The organism is Pseudoxanthomonas sp. (genome assembly GCF_002863005.1).
In the GTDB taxonomy this organism is placed as follows: Bacteria; Pseudomonadota; Gammaproteobacteria; order Xanthomonadales; family Xanthomonadaceae; genus Pseudoxanthomonas_A.
The window spans coordinates 187,180-202,466 of record NZ_PKDG01000015.1; the positions used below are offsets into that span (position 1 = coordinate 187,180).

Annotated in this window: 15 protein-coding genes and 1 riboswitch; of the genes, 9 read left to right on the top strand and 6 right to left on the bottom strand. The window is 67.5% G+C overall.

Annotated features, from left to right (window positions below; all coding sequences use genetic code 11):
• Nucleotides 1-29: 29 nt before the first annotated feature.
• Genes CYU89_RS05810 through ilvC form a run of 3 tightly spaced genes read right to left on the bottom strand, consistent with a single transcriptional unit; the run spans nucleotide 30 to nucleotide 3,038 of the window.
• Nucleotides 30-302 (bottom strand): ACT domain-containing protein, encoded by a 273-nt coding sequence (locus CYU89_RS05810; RefSeq protein WP_185895073.1) that lies wholly within the window; start codon nucleotides 300-302, stop codon nucleotides 30-32.
• Nucleotides 286-2,034, bottom strand: coding sequence for an acetolactate synthase 2 catalytic subunit (gene ilvG, locus CYU89_RS05815; RefSeq protein ID WP_296279306.1), 1,749 nt, complete (start codon nucleotides 2,032-2,034; stop codon nucleotides 286-288). Before ilvG ends, CYU89_RS05810 begins: the two co-directional genes overlap by 17 nt.
• Entirely contained in the window at nucleotides 2,031-3,038 is a 1,008-nt protein-coding gene (ilvC, locus tag CYU89_RS05820) for a ketol-acid reductoisomerase (RefSeq protein ID WP_296279308.1), read from the bottom strand. The genes ilvG and ilvC overlap by 4 nt, the downstream gene beginning before the upstream one ends.
• Nucleotides 3,039-3,404: 366 nt before the next feature.
• Here ilvC and ilvD point away from each other — a divergent pair, with 366 nt between their 5' ends.
• Both ilvD and CYU89_RS05830 read left to right on the top strand, forming a co-directional pair.
• Nucleotides 3,405-5,246: a dihydroxy-acid dehydratase gene (ilvD, locus tag CYU89_RS05825; RefSeq protein ID WP_296279309.1), complete on the top strand. Its 1,842-nt coding sequence runs from the start codon at nucleotides 3,405-3,407 to the stop codon at nucleotides 5,244-5,246.
• A gap of 7 nt (nucleotides 5,247-5,253) precedes the next feature.
• Entirely contained in the window at nucleotides 5,254-6,105 is an 852-nt protein-coding gene (locus tag CYU89_RS05830) for a PhnD/SsuA/transferrin family substrate-binding protein (protein ID WP_296279311.1), read from the top strand.
• Nucleotides 6,106-6,130: 25 nt separating this feature from the next.
• Here the strand turns inward: CYU89_RS05830 and CYU89_RS05835 are convergent, their stop codons facing one another.
• Nucleotides 6,131-8,077: a S9 family peptidase gene (locus CYU89_RS05835; protein WP_296279312.1), complete on the bottom strand. Its 1,947-nt coding sequence runs from the start codon at nucleotides 8,075-8,077 to the stop codon at nucleotides 6,131-6,133.
• 103 nt (nucleotides 8,078-8,180) lie between these two features.
• A riboswitch (TPP riboswitch) is annotated at nucleotides 8,181-8,281 on the top strand.
• A 126-nt stretch (nucleotides 8,282-8,407) separates the two neighbouring features.
• Here CYU89_RS05835 and thiC point away from each other — a divergent pair.
• From thiC to CYU89_RS05855, 4 genes are all read left to right on the top strand, one after another.
• Nucleotides 8,408-10,294, top strand: a complete 1,887-nt coding sequence (gene thiC / locus CYU89_RS05840) for a phosphomethylpyrimidine synthase ThiC (protein WP_296279314.1) — start codon at nucleotides 8,408-8,410, stop codon at nucleotides 10,292-10,294.
• Nucleotides 10,295-10,389: 95 nt separating this feature from the next.
• Nucleotides 10,390-10,992, top strand: a complete 603-nt coding sequence (locus CYU89_RS05845) for a DUF4136 domain-containing protein (RefSeq protein WP_296279316.1) — start codon at nucleotides 10,390-10,392, stop codon at nucleotides 10,990-10,992.
• Nucleotides 10,989-11,156 carry a hypothetical protein gene (locus tag CYU89_RS05850; RefSeq protein ID WP_296279317.1) on the top strand — a complete coding sequence of 56 codons (168 nt, stop codon included), beginning with the start codon at nucleotides 10,989-10,991 and terminating at the stop codon, nucleotides 11,154-11,156. The genes CYU89_RS05845 and CYU89_RS05850 overlap by 4 nt, the downstream gene beginning before the upstream one ends.
• 10 nt (nucleotides 11,157-11,166) lie before the next feature.
• Nucleotides 11,167-11,859, top strand: coding sequence for an ion channel (locus CYU89_RS05855; RefSeq protein WP_296279318.1), 693 nt, complete (start codon nucleotides 11,167-11,169; stop codon nucleotides 11,857-11,859).
• A gap of 96 nt (nucleotides 11,860-11,955) precedes the next feature.
• Here CYU89_RS05855 and ppa read toward each other — a convergent pair whose 3' ends face one another.
• The gene (gene ppa, locus CYU89_RS05860) at nucleotides 11,956-12,510 is read right to left on the bottom strand and encodes an inorganic diphosphatase (protein WP_093295280.1); all 555 of its coding nucleotides are present in this window, start codon (nucleotides 12,508-12,510) and stop codon (nucleotides 11,956-11,958) included.
• Nucleotides 12,511-12,666: 156 nt separating this feature from the next.
• Between ppa and CYU89_RS05865 the strand changes: the two genes are divergently transcribed.
• The 3 genes from CYU89_RS05865 (at nucleotide 12,667) to CYU89_RS05875 (ending at nucleotide 14,570) form a co-directional block, all read left to right on the top strand.
• The gene (locus tag CYU89_RS05865) at nucleotides 12,667-13,452 is read left to right on the top strand and encodes a lytic transglycosylase domain-containing protein (RefSeq protein ID WP_296279325.1); all 786 of its coding nucleotides are present in this window, start codon (nucleotides 12,667-12,669) and stop codon (nucleotides 13,450-13,452) included.
• 115 nt (nucleotides 13,453-13,567) lie between these two features.
• Nucleotides 13,568-14,074, top strand: a complete 507-nt coding sequence (locus tag CYU89_RS05870; protein ID WP_296279327.1) for a hypothetical protein — start codon at nucleotides 13,568-13,570, stop codon at nucleotides 14,072-14,074.
• Between the two features lie 49 nt (nucleotides 14,075-14,123).
• Nucleotides 14,124-14,570 (top strand): DUF4920 domain-containing protein, encoded by a 447-nt coding sequence (locus CYU89_RS05875; protein ID WP_296279328.1) that lies wholly within the window; start codon nucleotides 14,124-14,126, stop codon nucleotides 14,568-14,570.
• A gap of 8 nt (nucleotides 14,571-14,578) precedes the next feature.
• Here CYU89_RS05875 and CYU89_RS05880 read toward each other — a convergent pair whose 3' ends face one another.
• Nucleotides 14,579-15,214: an NAD-dependent dehydratase gene (locus tag CYU89_RS05880; protein WP_296279330.1), complete on the bottom strand. Its 636-nt coding sequence runs from the start codon at nucleotides 15,212-15,214 to the stop codon at nucleotides 14,579-14,581.
• Nucleotides 15,215-15,287 lie beyond the last annotated feature (73 nt).

A 15,287-nucleotide genomic window follows, 5' to 3' on the forward strand; every position in this document is an offset into this window, starting at 1 on the left:
CACGGCGCCTGCGTTGGCGGGCGTGGCGTTCAAGCAGCGCGCTCCTGGCGGCGATGGTCGCGGCTCAGTTCCTGCACGGCACTGAAGGACAGTTCCTCCACGTCGTAGATCTTCAACAGCTGCTGGCGCAGGGTCTCCGGTGCGCGGGTGCTGTCGATCACCAGCGCCAGCGCCCAGTAGCCCTCGCCGTCGTGGGTGGCGTGCACCGCATGGGGCGGAAAGCCGCGGCGCTCGATCATGCCCAGCACGCGCACCAGGGCGCCCTCGGCAGGTTTGAGCTTCAGTTCAAGCCGGTAACGCATTCTTCTTCTCCGGTCCGTCGGCCGCGATGGCAGTCTCGGCGGCGACCTTGGCGGGATTGGCGTCCAGCATCGAGCTGTTGGCGTGGTTCGGCGGCACCAGCGGCCACACGTTGGCCTTGATGTCGATGGTGACGTGCAGCAGCGCCGGACCCGGCGCGGCCAGCAGGTTGGCCAGCGCGCCTTCGACCTCGTCGCGCAGGCTGATGTGGTGCGCCGGAATGCCGAACACGCGGGCCAGCGCGGCGAAGTCCGGGTTGTCGGACAGGTCGATCTCGCTGTAGCGCTCGGCGAAGAACAGTTCCTGCCATTGCCGCACCATGCCCAGCGCGCTGTTGTCGATCAGCACGATCTTCACCGGCAGCTTGCAGCGGGCGATGGTCGCCAGCTCCTGCACGTTCATCATGAAGCCGCCATCGCCATTGACCAGGATGACGGAGCGGTCCGGACAGGCGAACTGCGCGCCCATCGCCGCCGGCAGGCCGAAGCCCATCGTGCCCAGTGCGCCGCTGGTCAGGTGGTTGCGCGGGTGGGTGAACTTGCAGTGCTGCGCCACCCACATCTGGTGCTGGCCGACGTCGCACGCGATGATCGCGTCCGCCGGCGCCACTTCGCTCAACCGCTTCAGCAGGCCGGGCGCATAGATGTCGGTGCCGGGCGCGTCATAGCGGAAGCCGAACCGTTCGCGATTGCCCAGGCAGTGCCTGCGCCATTCATCGCAGGTGCTGCGCGCGGCCGTCAGCGCCTTCAGGCTGGTGGCGACATCGCCGGGCACCGCGATGTCGGCGGTCCGCAGCTTGCCGATCTCGTAGGCGTCGGCATCCACGTGCAGCACGCGGGCGAACGGGGCGAACTCGGCCAGCTTGCCGGTGGCCCGGTCGTCGAAGCGCGCACCCACCACGATCAGCAGGTCGCACTCCTGGGTGGCCATGTTGGCCGCGCGCGTCCCGTGCATGCCCAGCATGCCCAGGTAGTGCGGATGGTTCGCGGGCAGGGCGCCCAGGCCGCGCAGGGTCAGCACGGTGGGAATCTTCGTGGCGTCGACGAACTGGCGGAACGCCTCCACCGCATCCGCGATGCCGATCCCGCCACCGCCGTAGATCAGCGGTTTCTCGGCACCGGCGATGGCGGCCAGCGCATCGGCCAGCTTCGCGTCGTCCGGCGCCGGCAGCGGATCGACGCTGGCCGGCACGTGGTCGGGCAGGTGCGAGGCGTCGGACATCTGCACGTCCTTGGGCAGATCGATCAACACCGGGCCGGGACGCCCTTCGCGCGCGATGCGGAAGGCTTCGCGCACCATCTCCGGCAGGTCGTCCACGCGCCGGGCGACAAAGCTGTGCTTCACGATCGGCAGGGTCAGGCCGAACACGTCCAGTTCCTGGAACGCGTCGGTGCCCATCAGCGTGGTCGCGACCTGGCCGGTCAGGCAGACCATCGGCACAGAGTCCAGCATCGCATCGGCGATGCCGGTCACCAGGTTGGATGCGCCGGGGCCGGAGGTGGCCACGCACACGCCGACCTTGCCGCTGGCGCGCGCATAGCCATTCGCCGCCAGCGCCGCGCCCTGCTCATGGCGCACCAGGATGTGCTTGAGGTTGGAATCCACCAGCGCGTCGTAGAACGGCATGATGGTGCCGCCCGGATAGCCGAACAGCGTGTCCACGCCCTCGGCTTCCAGGGCGTGGGCCAGCCAGCGGGCGCCATTGCGTGGGGCAGTGGCCGCGGCGGCGTTCATGCGGCGGCCTGCTCGTCTGTATCGGGTTGGCTGGCATTGGCCTGCAGCCACACCATCTTCGCGCGCAGTTCCTTGCCGACCTTCTCGATCGGATGATCCTTGTCGGCCTGCTGGAATTTCTTGTAGTTCGGCAGCCCGGCGTCGTACTCGGCCTGCCAGTTGCGGGTGAAGGTGCCGTTCTGGATGTCGGTCAGCACGTCCTTCATGCGCGCCTTCACCGAAGCGTCGATGACGCGCGGGCCACTGACGAAATCGCCGTACTGCGCGGTTTCGGAGATGAATTCCAGCATGCGGGTGATGCCGCCTTCGTAGAACAGGTCGACGATCAGCTTCAGCTCGTGCAGCACTTCGTAGTAGGCGATTTCCGGCTGGTAGCCGGCTTCCACCAGCGTCTCGAAGCCGGCCTGCACCAGCGACGAGGCGCCGCCGCACAGCACGGCCTGTTCGCCGAACAGGTCGGTCTCGGTCTCTTCCTTGAAGGTGGTCTTGATGATGTTGGCGCGCGCGCCGCCCAGGCCGCCGGCGTAGGCCAGCGCGAACTGCTCGGCCTGGCCGCTCTTGTCCTGGTACACGGCGTAGATGCACGGCACGCCGCGACCGATCTCGTATTCGCGGCGCACCAGCGCGCCAGGACCCTTCGGCGCGACCAGCACCACGTCCAGGTCGGCGCGCGGTTCGATCATGCCGAAGTGCACGTTGAGGCCGTGCGCGAACAGCAGCACCGCGCCCTGCTTCATGTTCGGCGCCAGCACGTCAGCGTAGAGCTTCTTCTGCACCATGTCCGGCGTCAGCACCGCGACCAGGTCGGCGTCCTTCACCGCATCGGCCACCGCCTTCACCGCGAAGCCGTCGGCCTGCGCCTTGGCCTCCGTCGGGCCGCCCGGACGCAGGCCGACGGTGACGTCGAAGCCGGAATCGCGCAGGTTCAGCGCATGCGCGCGGCCCTGGCTGCCGTAGCCGACGACAGTGATCTTGGGTTGCGGGAGAGCATTGGCGGTGGTCATGGAGCGTGGTTCCTGGAGAGTTGAGGTAAGGACAGGCGCTTAAACAAAAAACCCCGCACTTCTCAGTGCGGGGTTTTGCGAATCTGGCGTTGCTTGCTGCTTACACGCCGGTTCGTCCCGCAGTTGTGGGCGAGGTAATAAGGACGAGTACGAGGAGCGAGCCCGCAACGGGTGCGGTGATGTCGATCATCGTGGGCGTGTGGCGTTGCAACATGCGGCAAGAGAAACATGCCGCTCCAAACCGTGTCAAGCGCTTTTCCGTCGTTTGCGACGATCGGATGATTTCAATCGAGATGGTTGCAACTGAAACCGTGGAAAGCCAGCAGAATCAAGGCTTCCCACGTCATCGCCGCACCGCTGGTTTTCATGCCCGAGTACCGTTCCAAGACCTCCACCCACGGCCGCAACATGGCCGGCGCCCGCGCGCTGTGGCGCGCCACCGGCATGCGGGACGAGGACTTCCACAAACCCATCGTGGCCATCGCCAACTCGTTCACGCAGTTCGTGCCCGGACACGTGCACCTCAAGGATCTTGGTCAGCTGGTCGCCCGCGAGATCGAGCGTGTCGGCGGCGTGGCGAAGGAGTTCGACACCATCGCCGTCGACGACGGCATCGCGATGGGCCACGACGGCATGCTGTACTCGCTGCCGTCGCGCGAAGTGATCGCCGACTCGGTCGAGTACATGGTCAACGCGCACTGCGCCGATGCGCTGGTATGCATCTCCAACTGCGACAAGATCACCCCGGGCATGTTGATGGCCGCGCTTCGGTTGAACATCCCGACAGTGTTCGTGTCCGGTGGCCCGATGGAAGCCGGCAAGACACGCCTGGCCGACCACAAGCTCGACCTCGTCGATGCGATGGTGATGGCGGCCGACCCGAACGTGTCCGACGAGGAGGTCGCTGCCGTCGAGCGCAGCGCCTGTCCGACCTGCGGGTCGTGCAGCGGCATGTTCACCGCCAACTCGATGAACTGCCTGACCGAGGCGCTCGGCCTGTCGCTGCCGGGCAACGGCACCGTGGTGGCCACGCATGCGGACCGCGAGCAGCTGTTCAAGCGTGCCGGCGTCACCGCCGTGGAGTTGTGCCATCGCTGGTACGGTGGCGAGGACGCGACCGCGTTGCCGCGCGGCATCGCCACGTTCGAGGCGTTCGAGAATGCGATGACGCTGGACATCGCGATGGGCGGTTCCACCAACACCATCCTGCACCTGCTTGCCGCGGCGCAGGAGGGCGAAGTCCCGTTCGACATGCGCGACATCGATCGCCTGTCGCGGCGCGTGCCGCAGCTGTGCAAGGTGGCGCCGAACACGCAGAAATACCACATCGAGGACGTGCACCGAGCCGGCGGCATCATGGCGATCCTCGGCGAACTGGCGCGCGGTGGATTGCTGCATGTCGACGTTCCTACCGTGCACGCGAAGACGCTGGGCGAGGCGATCGCGAAGTGGGACGTCACGACCAACGACGATGACGCCGTCACGGCCTTCTACAAGGCGGGTCCGGCCGGCATTCCCACCCAGGTCGCCTTCAGCCAGGCCACGCGCTGGCCTTCACTGGACATCGACCGTGCCGAAGGCTGCATCCGCAGTGTCGAGCATGCGTTCTCGCAGGAGGGCGGCCTGGCCGTGCTCTACGGCAACATCGCCCGCGATGGCTGCGTAGTGAAGACCGCGGGCGTGGACGAGTCCATCCATGTCTTCGAAGGCACGGCGCGCGTGTTCGAAAGCCAGGATGCGGCGGTGGCCGGCATCCTCGGCGACGAGGTGACGGCGGGCGACGTGGTCGTCATCCGCTACGAAGGCCCCAAGGGCGGGCCCGGCATGCAGGAAATGCTGTACCCGACCAGCTACCTGAAATCGAAGGGACTCGGGAAACAGTGCGCACTGCTGACCGATGGCCGCTTCTCGGGCGGCACCTCCGGTCTGTCGATCGGTCATGCATCGCCGGAAGCCGCCGCGGGCGGCTCAATCGGCCTGGTGCGCGATGGCGACCGCATCCGCATCGATATCCCTCAGCGCTCGATCGCCTTGCTGGTCTCGGACGAGGAACTCGCCGCACGCCGCGCGGCCCAGGATGCGAGGGGCTGGAAGCCCGCGCAGCCGCGTGCGCGCAAGGTCAGCACCGCGTTGAAAGCGTACGCCCTGCTCGCGACCAGCGCCGACAAGGGCGCGGTACGCGACAAGCAACTGCTGGATGGGGTCTGATAGCGGGATGCCCCACGTCTTCCTGTTCGTCGTCCTGTCGCTGCTGTCGGTCCTGCCCGCGTGGGCGCAGGAGACGCCGCCGCGGCCCTGGGTGATTGCGACCTACGCGTATCCGCAACGCGACCGGGCGGCGGCCATCCAGCCGTTGGCCGACTACTTGGGGTTACGCGCGCGGCATCCGGTGCAGGTGCGCCTGTTCGATTCGCCGACTGCGCTCGTCGATGCACTGCGGCGTGGTGAGGTCGACGTGGCCGTCCCCAACCTGCATGGGTACCTGCAGGCGCGGCGCGCTAGCGAAACGCTGACGACCCTGCCCGTGCCGCAGGTGCCGGCGCTGCAGGCGGACCGCTACCGCGCCGTGCTGATCGCTCGGCAGGGACTCGAAGCGCCGGGCGAACTGGAGCGGCAGGCGAAGACTCTGCGACTGATACTCGTCGGCCGCGATTCGGCCTCCGGTGGTTTCGTGCCGGTGCGCGAACTGCGCCGCCGCGGTCTGGAGCCTGCAAAAGCCTTCGGTCATCTTGCCTACGCCGGTTCCCATGCGGCCGCCTTGGAGGCCGTGGCGACGGGAGGGGCAGACGTCGCTGGACTCGCAGCCGATGTCTACGACGCCGACCGGCCAGCCGGTGTGGTCGAGCTGTGGCGATCGCAGCCCATTCCGCCCGGCCCGCTGCTGTGCCGCCCCGCGGCCGACGTGCCGTGCCAGCAGTTCGCGGCGTGGTTGCTCGAGGCCCACGAGGCCGCCCCGGCAGTGATGGCCGCGCTGCGGGCGGGGTGGCCGGAGTTCGGCGATGCGCAGCGATTCACGGTGCCGGATCGGCAGCCCACTGATGGATTGGAACTGCTGAGCCAACCCTAGGTACGGCTCGCGAGCCTTCCACGAATCATGGTGCGGCCGCTCCGATGTGCTGCGCCAGGAATGCCTCGAGTTTTTGATAGAAGGCGATGTTGTTGTCGTCGCTGTAGAAGCCGTGCCCTTCCTTGGGCACCGCCATCCACTGCGGGGCATTGCCGGCCTTCTCCAAGGCTGCCTTCATGGCCTTGGCTTGTGCGAACGGCGTGCGTTCGTCGAGTTCGCCATGGGCCAGCAGCACCGGCATGCGGATCTGCGAGGCGAGCGTGATGGGGGAATGGGTGCGCAAAAGCTCCGGATCGGATCCGATCACGCGATCGAGGTAATTGCGGCCCCACCGGGTATCCCCGATATCGCCCTTGCTCAGCACCATCTTCAGGTCGTATGCGCCCGAAGCGCCGGCCGCGCACTTGAAGAGTTCCGGCGCCTTGGCCGCCGTCATCATGGCCGAGTACGCGCCAAAGCTGGCGCCGTAGACGCAGATGCGCGAGGCGTCCGCGAACCCCTGGCCTATCGCCCAGCGCACGCCGTCGAGCAGGTCGTCCTGCATGCGCGTTCCCCAGTGCCGGTAACCTGCGTGTTCGAAGCGGTAGCCCCTCCCCCCGGAGCCGCGGAAGTTCACCTGCAGGACCAGGTAACCGCGGCTGGCCAGAAATTGTGCGTCGGTGTCGAACGTCCATCCGTCGCTGACGCCGTGCGGTCCTCCATGCGGCAGCAGCACCATGGGCAGACCCCGAGGATCCTCGACACCCGCCGGCAGGGTCAGGAATCCCGCCAACTCCAGGCCATCGCTGGCCTTGAAGCGGATCGCGCGACGCTCGCCCATCTGTTCGGCCTGCAAGCCCTCGCGGCTCAGCAGCAGCGAGGTGACGCGGCGCTCGCCACGTTCGAAGAGGTACCAGACCCCCGGATTACGATCGCTGTAGACGTAGGCGAGCGTCTTGTCGCCGTCGCTGCTGTGGTTGATGTAGCTCACCAACTGACCCGGAAAGCTCCCGGCCAATGCCTGGTGGAACTGCGCTTCCAGGGAGTCCGGATTCAGGTAGACGGTGCGCGGTGTCCCGGCGCCAATGACGGCGGCAAAGGGCTGGAACGGCGGGGGTGTCCATTCGATATCCAGGATGCTGGCGAACGCATCCCGGGCCAACACCTGTCGATTCCCACCATCGAGGTCGGCCTTGACCAGCATCGTCGGACCGCCGTCCGCGCTGAGCAACGCGTAGGCTTGTCGGCCATCCGGCGTGAGGCTGATCGGCACGAACTCACCTCCCATGCGCTCAGGAGGGACGGGCTGCCAGTTCTGGCCCTGCGCATCGGCGAGATAGAGCAGGTAGTTGTCGTGGTCGTCCGTGCCGTGCGCGTAGCGAGGGACACCGTGGTCGTCGAGGGTGAAGGACAGATCGCGGACCGGGATGTCGGCGACCCTGCGTGCGGTCCCCTTCTCGGTATCGACGTCGTACAGCTGCGAGCGTCGCGTACTCATAGAGAGTCTGCGCAGATAGAAGCGGCCGTTGGGCTGAGCCGGCAGGCCTTCGATGGCGCCGAAGCCAGGTTCCAGGCCGGTGAGGCGCAGGCTGCGCTGGTAGCCGAAGATGTAGTCCTGGTTCTTGCCGTCCGCGTCGGTGGCGATGATCTCGCCGGTGGGAAGCGGCGCTTCGCGGCTGCCGTACTTGCGACCCTTGGCAATGATCAGTCGGCGCTCGCTGACCCAGCGCACCTGGGTGGGCAGTTCGAACCGCGGCAAGTTCAGCGTCGCTGTCAGACTGAAGTCCGAGAGCCGGTAGATGCGCAACGCATACCGGCCCTCACCCAGTTCCGCCGAGACGGCCAGATGCTTGCCATCCGGTGACAGTTGGGGCGAGTGCATCGCGTTGCTGGTGGCGAACGCTGCGACGGGTACCCGCGTCTCAGTGGCGGCCGTCGTTGCGGTGCACAGCCACGCCCACGCCGCCAACGCGGCCAGTCCGCCCCTGATCATTGCCACTCCGTGTAGGCACGTTCCCCTTACGGCAGCGTAACCGCGGGCTCCGCCGTCGCCAAGTGCGGTGGCATGACAGCGCGCGGAAATACGGGTTTAATAGCCAGAGAAGCGGGGGTATCGCCGGCCTGGCCGGTGATTGAGACAGACCCTTCGAACCTGATCCGGTTGAGACCGGCGTAGGGAAGCTTCGCAGGCTGCGCCGCGTTGCCGTGTCGCCCTTCGTGGGCTCGCCATCCGTCCGCCGCCGCGCCGCCGCTTCGTCCCGTGATGCGAATCCCTCGCAAGAGCCCGCACATCCACGTGCGGGGATTCAAAAGGACGATGCCGATGAACGCCATTCCCAAGCCCGCCGCCGACCTGCTCCAGCAGACCGGGCAACTTTCCGAATCCGTTACCCGTCCCATTCCCGGGTCCCGGAAGATCTTCGTCGCGGGCTCGCGGCCGGACCTGCAGGTCCCCATGCGGGAGATCGCGCTGACGCAGACGCCGACCATTTTCGGCGGCGAGGACAATCCGCCGGTCACCGTCTACGACACCTCGGGTCCGTACACCGATCCGGCCGCGACCATCGATCTGGCGGCGGGACTGCCTGCGCTGCGTGCGAAGTGGATCGAGGAGCGCGGCGATACCGAGCAGCTGCCGGCGCTCAGCTCGGAGTTCGGCCGCTCGCGCGAAACCAACGCCAAGCTCGACGGCGTGCGCTTCCCAGGGCGCATCCTGCCGCGCCGTGCCAAGGCAGGCGCCAACGTCAGCCAGATGCATTACGCCCGCCGCGGCATCGTCACGCCCGAGATGGAGTACGTCGCCATCCGCGAGAACCAGCGGCTGGACGCGGTGCGCGACGCGATGCTGCTGAAGCAGCATCCCGGCGAGTCCTTCGGCGCCAGCATCCAGACGTTCATCACGCCCGAATTCGTCCGCGACGAGATCGCGCGCGGACGCGCGATCCTGCCGAACAACATCAACCATCCGGAAAGCGAGCCGATGATCATCGGCCGCAACTTCCTGACCAAGATCAACGCCAACATCGGCAACTCCGCGGTGTCCTCTGGCATCGCCGAGGAAGTGGAGAAGCTGGTGTGGTCGATCCGCTGGGGCGGCGACACGGTGATGGACCTGTCCACCGGCAAGCACATCCACGAGACGCGCGAGTGGATCATCCGCAACTCGCCGGTGCCGATCGGCACGGTACCGATCTACCAGGCGCTGGAGAAGGTCGACGGCCGTGCCGAAGCCCTGACCTGGGAGATCTTCCGCGACACGCTGATCGAGCAGGCCGAGCAGGGCGTGGACTACTTCACCATCCACGCCGGCGTGCTGCTGCGCCACGTCCCGCTGACCGCCAAGCGCGTGACCGGCATCGTCTCGCGCGGTGGCTCGATCATGGCCAAGTGGTGCCTGGCGCACCACAAGGAAAATTTCCTCCACACGCACTTCGAAGACATCTGCGAGATCATGAAGGCCTACGACGTGGCCTTCTCGCTGGGTGACGGCCTGCGCCCCGGCTGCATCGCCGACGCCAACGACGCCGCGCAGTTCGGCGAGCTGGAAGCACTGGGTGAGCTGACCAAGATCGCGTGGAAGCACGACGTGCAGTGCATGATCGAAGGCCCCGGCCACGTGCCGATGCAGCTGATCAAGGAGAACATGGACAAGCAGCTGCGCGAGTGCGGCGAGGCGCCGTTCTACACGCTGGGCCCGCTGACCACCGACATCGCGCCGGGCTACGACCACATCACCAGCGCGATCGGCGCGGCGATGATCGGCTGGTACGGCACGGCGATGCTCTGCTACGTCACGCCGAAGGAGCACCTGGGCCTGCCGAATCGCGAAGACGTGCGCGACGGCATCATGGCCTACAAGATTGCCGCGCATGCGGCCGATCTGGCCAAGGGCCATCCGGGTGCGCAGGTGCGCGACAACGCCTTGAGCAAGGCCCGATTCGAGTTCCGCTGGGAAGACCAGTTCCACCTGGGCCTGGATCCGGAGAAGGCGAAGGAGTTCCACGACGAAACCCTGCCCAAGGATGCGCACAAGCTGGCGCACTTCTGCTCGATGTGCGGACCGCACTTCTGCAGCATGAAGATCACCCAGGACGTGCGCGACTATGCGGCCGAGCATGGCGTGGAGGAGCAGGCGGCGCTGGAAGCCGGCATGGCGGAGAAGTCGGCGGAATTCCTGGCGCAGGGCGCCCAGGTGTATCGTCAGGGCTGAGCCGGCAGCGCAGGGTGCATCCGCACCCGGGCCGAACGCGTAGTGTTCACGGGACGCCCGCCATCATGGCGGCGTCCCCCGCCAGGAGAACGATCATGATCCGATTCGCCCGCCATGCCGGCCGCTGGATGATCGCCGCCGGCGTCCTGTTGCTCGCCGCGTGCGCCACGGGCCCGCGGATCACCAGCGAGGTCGATCCGTCCGCCAACTTCGGCCAGTACCGCACCTTTGCCTTCTATTCGCCGCTGGCGATCGAGAGCCAGGGCTACGCCACGCTGACCAGCGGGCGCACCAAGGATGCCGCCCGCGCCCAGATGGAAGCGCGCGGCTACGTGTACGACGAAACCTCGCCCGACCTGTGGGTGAACCTCAACGCCTACATGCAGGAAAAGACCGGCGTGGTCAGCACGCCGGAAGTCGACTACGACTATTACTACAGCTACCGCGCGCGTCGTTACGTGGCGGTGCCGTACTGGCGCGACCGCACCGATGTCTACAAGTACACCGAAGGCACCTTGAACGTCGATCTGGTGGACGCGAAGCAGAACCGACTGGTCTGGACCGGCGTGGCCGTCGGACGCGTCGGGCGCACCAAGCCGGAAGAGCGCGGCGCGAAGATCGACGCCGCCATCACGGAAATATTCCTCCGCTATCCCTATCGCGCCGGGTCCGGCGCGCCGGCGGCGGTGTCGAAGTGAAAGCGGGTGGCAGCGGCATCGCCAAGGCCGGCATCGGCTTCGGCACGGCCCTGGCGATCACCATTTCCTGGAGCGCGAACAAGTCGCTGCTTTGGGCCATCGTCCACGGCCTGCTGTCGTGGATCTACGTGATCTACTACGCGCTGGTCCATCACTTCAAATGAGGCACGCGGCGTGACGACCCCCTGGAGCTGGCTGCGCTGGCTGGTACGCGCGCGTCGTCATCCGTGCGCGTTCCTGCTGATCGTCCAGCTGGCCGGCATCCTGCTGTACCCGGTGATGGAAGACACCCAGGCGGGCCGGGCTCTGTTCGGTGCATTCGGCATCCTGGTGCTCGCTTTGGCGCTGTGGGTGGTCAATCGCAGTGCGGCGGTCAACTGGTTGGCCTGGTCGCTGGCGGTACCTGCGGTGTTGCTGTCGGTCTCGTCCGCGTTGCTCGACCAGCCATCGCTCGGCATCTATGCGCACCTTCTGGAAAGCGCACTGTACTTCTACACGGCCGGCAGTCTGATCGCGTACATGCTGCAGGACCACTCGGTCACCAGCGACGAGCTTTTCGCCGCCGGCGCCACGTTCACGCTGCTGGCGTGGGCCTTCGCGTTCGCCTTCTCGGTCTGCCAGCAGTGGTACCCGGGCAGCTTCACCGCCGCCGTCGATCCCACCTCGGCGCGCAGCTGGATGGAACTGCTGTTCCTGAGCTTCAGCCTGCTTTCCGGGGTCGGCCTGAGCGACGTGGTGCCGATCCTGCCGCAGGCCCGCGCGCTGGTGATGCTGGAGCAATTCGCGGGGGTGATGTACATCGCCGTGGTGGTGTCGCGGCTCATCGGGCTGACCATCCTGAAGGCGCCCGCACGCAGGGCAGAGTGAACCGCCCTACGTTCGCGACGCTACACTCCCTGAACGAAGAAGGCCGCCCCGGGGGCGGCCTTCCAGTTCTCATGCGCGGATCCGTTCGCGCGGCGCTCAGAACTTGTGCTTCTCGTCTTCCGGCTGGGCGGCCTGGCGGGCGATGGCGTCGACCAGCACGGCCTTGGCTTCGGCGGCGTTGCCCCAGCCGTCCAGCTTGACCCACTTGCCTTTCTCCAGATCCTTGTAGTGCTCGAAGAAGTGGCCGATGCGCTCCAGCCAGTGCGGACTGACCTGGTCGATGTCGCTGATGTGGCTGTAGCCGGCGAACACCTTGTCCACCGGCACGGCCAGCAGCTTCTCGTCGCTGCCGGCTTCGTCGCTCATGCGCAGCACGCCAACCGGGCGGCAGCGGATCACCGAGCCGGGGATCAGCGGCAGCGGCAGCACGACCAGCACGTCGGCCGGATCGCCGTCGCCGCACAGGGTGTGCGGGACGTAGCCGTAGTTGCAGGGGTAGCGCATGGGAGTGGAGAGGATGCGGTCGACGAAGATGGCGCCGCTGGCCTTGTCCACCTCGTACTTCACCGGCTCGGCGTCCTTCGGGATCTCGATGATGACGTTGATTTCGTCCGGCGGGTTCTTGCCGGCGGTGACCAGATCCAGGCCCATTGCGTGCTCCGAAGGGGGTGCGGTGAGTGAGGGCCGGCATTTTACGCGCTTGGCTGCTGCGGCGCAGCAGGGAGGGCGCCGGGTCTGGCCGACCATCGGCGTCACGTGCGTGATTCAGGCTGTCCTTCAGCTTCCCGGCCCTAGAATCCGCCGCCCATGCCCTTCCTGCGCTCCTCCGCCGGCGTACTGCTGACGGTACTGGCCCTGGCCAGTGCCGGCGCCGAGGCGCGCACGGTGTATCGCTGCGTGCAGGGCGGGACGGTCAGCCTGGCCACGGCGCCGGAGCCCGGCTCGAAGTGCACGGCCAAGGAAATCGACGACAATGCCGTCAGCACGCCGAACCTGTGGGGCTCGATGGGTGTGTTCAGCGGCACGCTGTACGAGCGCGACCAGGACGGCCAGAAGGTCTATTCCACCCGCAACCTGCCGGGCTCCACGCCGTACCTGAAGTTCACCGTGCAGACGCCGCCCGGCGAGCCCGCGCACCCGGGACTGGGCAAGGTGGGCAAGCCCCGGCTGGACCGCTACCCGTCCGAGTTCAAGGCCGCCGCGCGGCAGACCGGCGTCGATGATGCGTGGCTGCGCGCGGTGGCCCACGCCGAAAGCGACTTCGATGCGAAGGCGCTCTCGCCGAAGGGTGCCATGGGGGTGATGCAGCTGATGCCGGAGGTGGCGAAGGAATACGGTGTCGCCGATCCGTATTCCTCCGCGGAATCGATCAATGCCGGCGCGCGACACCTGCGCGCGCTGATGCGCCGCTACAAGGGCGACCTGACGCTGGTGGCCGCTGCCTACAACGCGGGTATCGGTACGGTCTCGCGGTACGGAGGCGTCCCGCCGTATGCGGAGACGCAGGAGTACGTGTCCAAGGTGACCGCCCTGTACGAACTGTACCTGCGCGCGCTGGGCCGCAAAGCGGCGCCGGAGCGTCCGGCGCTGTAGCGCGCCCGTCGTGCGGAGATTCGGTCTCCGCCGCTGGATCTTCACCCGATGTGCGCGCGCACGCGCCTAGCGTGTCGCCCGGGCCCGGTCGTTCCGCGCCGGGCAGGAGAACGCCATGAAGCATCGTCGCGTATTCAGTGCACCGTCCGTTGCGGTGGCCGAAGCGGCCCTTCGCCGCGCCGTCGACGCCGGCATCCATCCTGACCACGCTGCGCTCGTGGGTCGCTCCGACATCGAAGTCCAGCACGTGCCCGACCGCGAGAAGGAAGCCGCGCCCATCGATTTCAAGGCGGCCGCCCTGCGAGGACTGGTGGGAGGCGGCGTGCTCGGCCTGCTGCTGGGGGGCGCGGCCATGCTCGTCCCCGCCGTCGGTATCCACCCTGCCGGCGTGGCCGTGTGCGTGGTGATCGGCGGCTGTGTCGGCATGTGGGCCGCCTCGCTTGCCGGATCGGCGGTGCCCAGCGAAGTCCGTCGCGACTACGAGGCGCAGATCGACGCGGGCCAGATACTGCTGGTGATCGACGACCCCGACGAGGCGACGCTGGACCGCGCTGCCGCCGCTGTCCTGGCCATCGCCGGCCTGCATCCCCTGCAGGTGCTGCCGCACGGCCTGCTGCAGTAGCGTGCGGCCACGACGTATCATCGCGTCGACACGGGCGGAGGACAGGCACATGCGTCGTTGGGCGATCGCGGGACTGTGGATGGTGGCAGGCACGGCCATGGCGTCGGGTGTTCCGCAGTGGGAAAAGTTCGGTGCCGACCTCCCCGCCGGCCCGGTCGTGCCGCTCGCCGCTGCCCTGGCCGACCCCGGTTCGCATGCCGGGCAGGCCAAGGTGTTCAGTGGGCGCGTGGTCGACGTCTGCCAGAAGAAGGGGTGCTGGGTGATGCTGGAAGACGAAGGGCAGGGCGCGCGCGTGCTGCTGGGCGACCACGACTTCTATGTACCGAAGGATGTCCGCGGCCAGGCGCAGGTGCATGGCGTACTGTCCCGAGTGGAATTGTCGCCCGATGCGCAGGGGCATACCGCGCAGGAAACGTCCGGGGCCGCGGTACCGGCCGTGGAGTACCGCATCCTCGCCGATGGCGTGCAGGTGCTGGCCGATGATCCCGGCGCCTGACGGCGGCGTCAGGCGAGGAGTTCCTCGGAACGAATGACCCGGGTGCCCGGCGACGCTTCCAGCGCCGCGCCCAGCAAGGCGTCGGCGACGCGGCTGGCGGGCACGACGCGGTAACGGGCCGGCAGCACGCCATCCAGCGCGCCCATGACGCGCAGCGCCAGGCGCTCACCGCCGCGATGCTGCCTGCGCTCGCCACCCAGCAAGCCGGGGCGTAGCAGTGTCAGCGAGGTGAAACCGATACCGGCGAGCGCCTCTTCCACCTCGCCCTTGGTGCGCGAATAGAAAATGCGCGAACGCGCGTCCGCGCCCATCGCCGATACCAAGGCGAATGCCATGGCCCCTTGGGCATGCGCACGGCGTGCGATCGCCAGCGGATAGTCGTGGTCCACCCGCCGGAATGCCTCCTGCGAACCGGCATCGCGAATCGTCGTGCCCAGCGCGCATGCCACTGCGTCCACGCGCCACCAGTCCGCATCGGCGGGCAGTGCGTCGAAGTCCACGACCGGGTTCACCAGTTTCGGATGCGGAGGGAGCGGTCGGCGCGTCGGCGCGACGACCTGCTCCACGCGAGCCGAGGCCAGTGCACGCTGCAGCGCGGCCTCACCGACGAGGCCGGTCGCCCCGGCCAGCAAGATGCGTGTCATGGAGATACCCGGCAGTTGGAAAGCCGCCATCTTGCCAGCCGTGCACTGGCGATGCCCGGGCTTCGGTTACGCT

What these genes read in the sequence shown, in the direction of transcription:
- CYU89_RS05810 (WP_185895073.1), bottom strand. Translation starts at nt 302, where the DNA reads ATGCGTTACCGGCTTGAACTGAAGCTCAAACCTGCCGAGGGCGCCCTG.
- ilvG (WP_296279306.1), bottom strand. Translation starts at nt 2,034, where the DNA reads ATGAACGCCGCCGCGGCCACTGCCCCACGCAATGGCGCCCGCTGGCTG.
- ilvC (WP_296279308.1), bottom strand. Translation starts at nt 3,038, where the DNA reads ATGACCACCGCCAATGCTCTCCCGCAACCCAAGATCACTGTCGTCGGC.
- ilvD (WP_296279309.1), top strand. Translation starts at nt 3,405, where the DNA reads ATGCCCGAGTACCGTTCCAAGACCTCCACCCACGGCCGCAACATGGCC.
- CYU89_RS05830 (WP_296279311.1), top strand. Translation starts at nt 5,254, where the DNA reads ATGCCCCACGTCTTCCTGTTCGTCGTCCTGTCGCTGCTGTCGGTCCTG.
- CYU89_RS05835 (WP_296279312.1), bottom strand. Translation starts at nt 8,077, where the DNA reads ATGATCAGGGGCGGACTGGCCGCGTTGGCGGCGTGGGCGTGGCTGTGC.
- thiC (WP_296279314.1), top strand. Translation starts at nt 8,408, where the DNA reads ATGAACGCCATTCCCAAGCCCGCCGCCGACCTGCTCCAGCAGACCGGG.
- CYU89_RS05845 (WP_296279316.1), top strand. Translation starts at nt 10,390, where the DNA reads ATGATCCGATTCGCCCGCCATGCCGGCCGCTGGATGATCGCCGCCGGC.
- ppa (WP_093295280.1), bottom strand. Translation starts at nt 12,510, where the DNA reads ATGGGCCTGGATCTGGTCACCGCCGGCAAGAACCCGCCGGACGAAATC.
- CYU89_RS05865 (WP_296279325.1), top strand. Translation starts at nt 12,667, where the DNA reads ATGCCCTTCCTGCGCTCCTCCGCCGGCGTACTGCTGACGGTACTGGCC.
- CYU89_RS05870 (WP_296279327.1), top strand. Translation starts at nt 13,568, where the DNA reads ATGAAGCATCGTCGCGTATTCAGTGCACCGTCCGTTGCGGTGGCCGAA.
- CYU89_RS05875 (WP_296279328.1), top strand. Translation starts at nt 14,124, where the DNA reads ATGCGTCGTTGGGCGATCGCGGGACTGTGGATGGTGGCAGGCACGGCC.
- CYU89_RS05880 (WP_296279330.1), bottom strand. Translation starts at nt 15,214, where the DNA reads ATGACACGCATCTTGCTGGCCGGGGCGACCGGCCTCGTCGGTGAGGCC.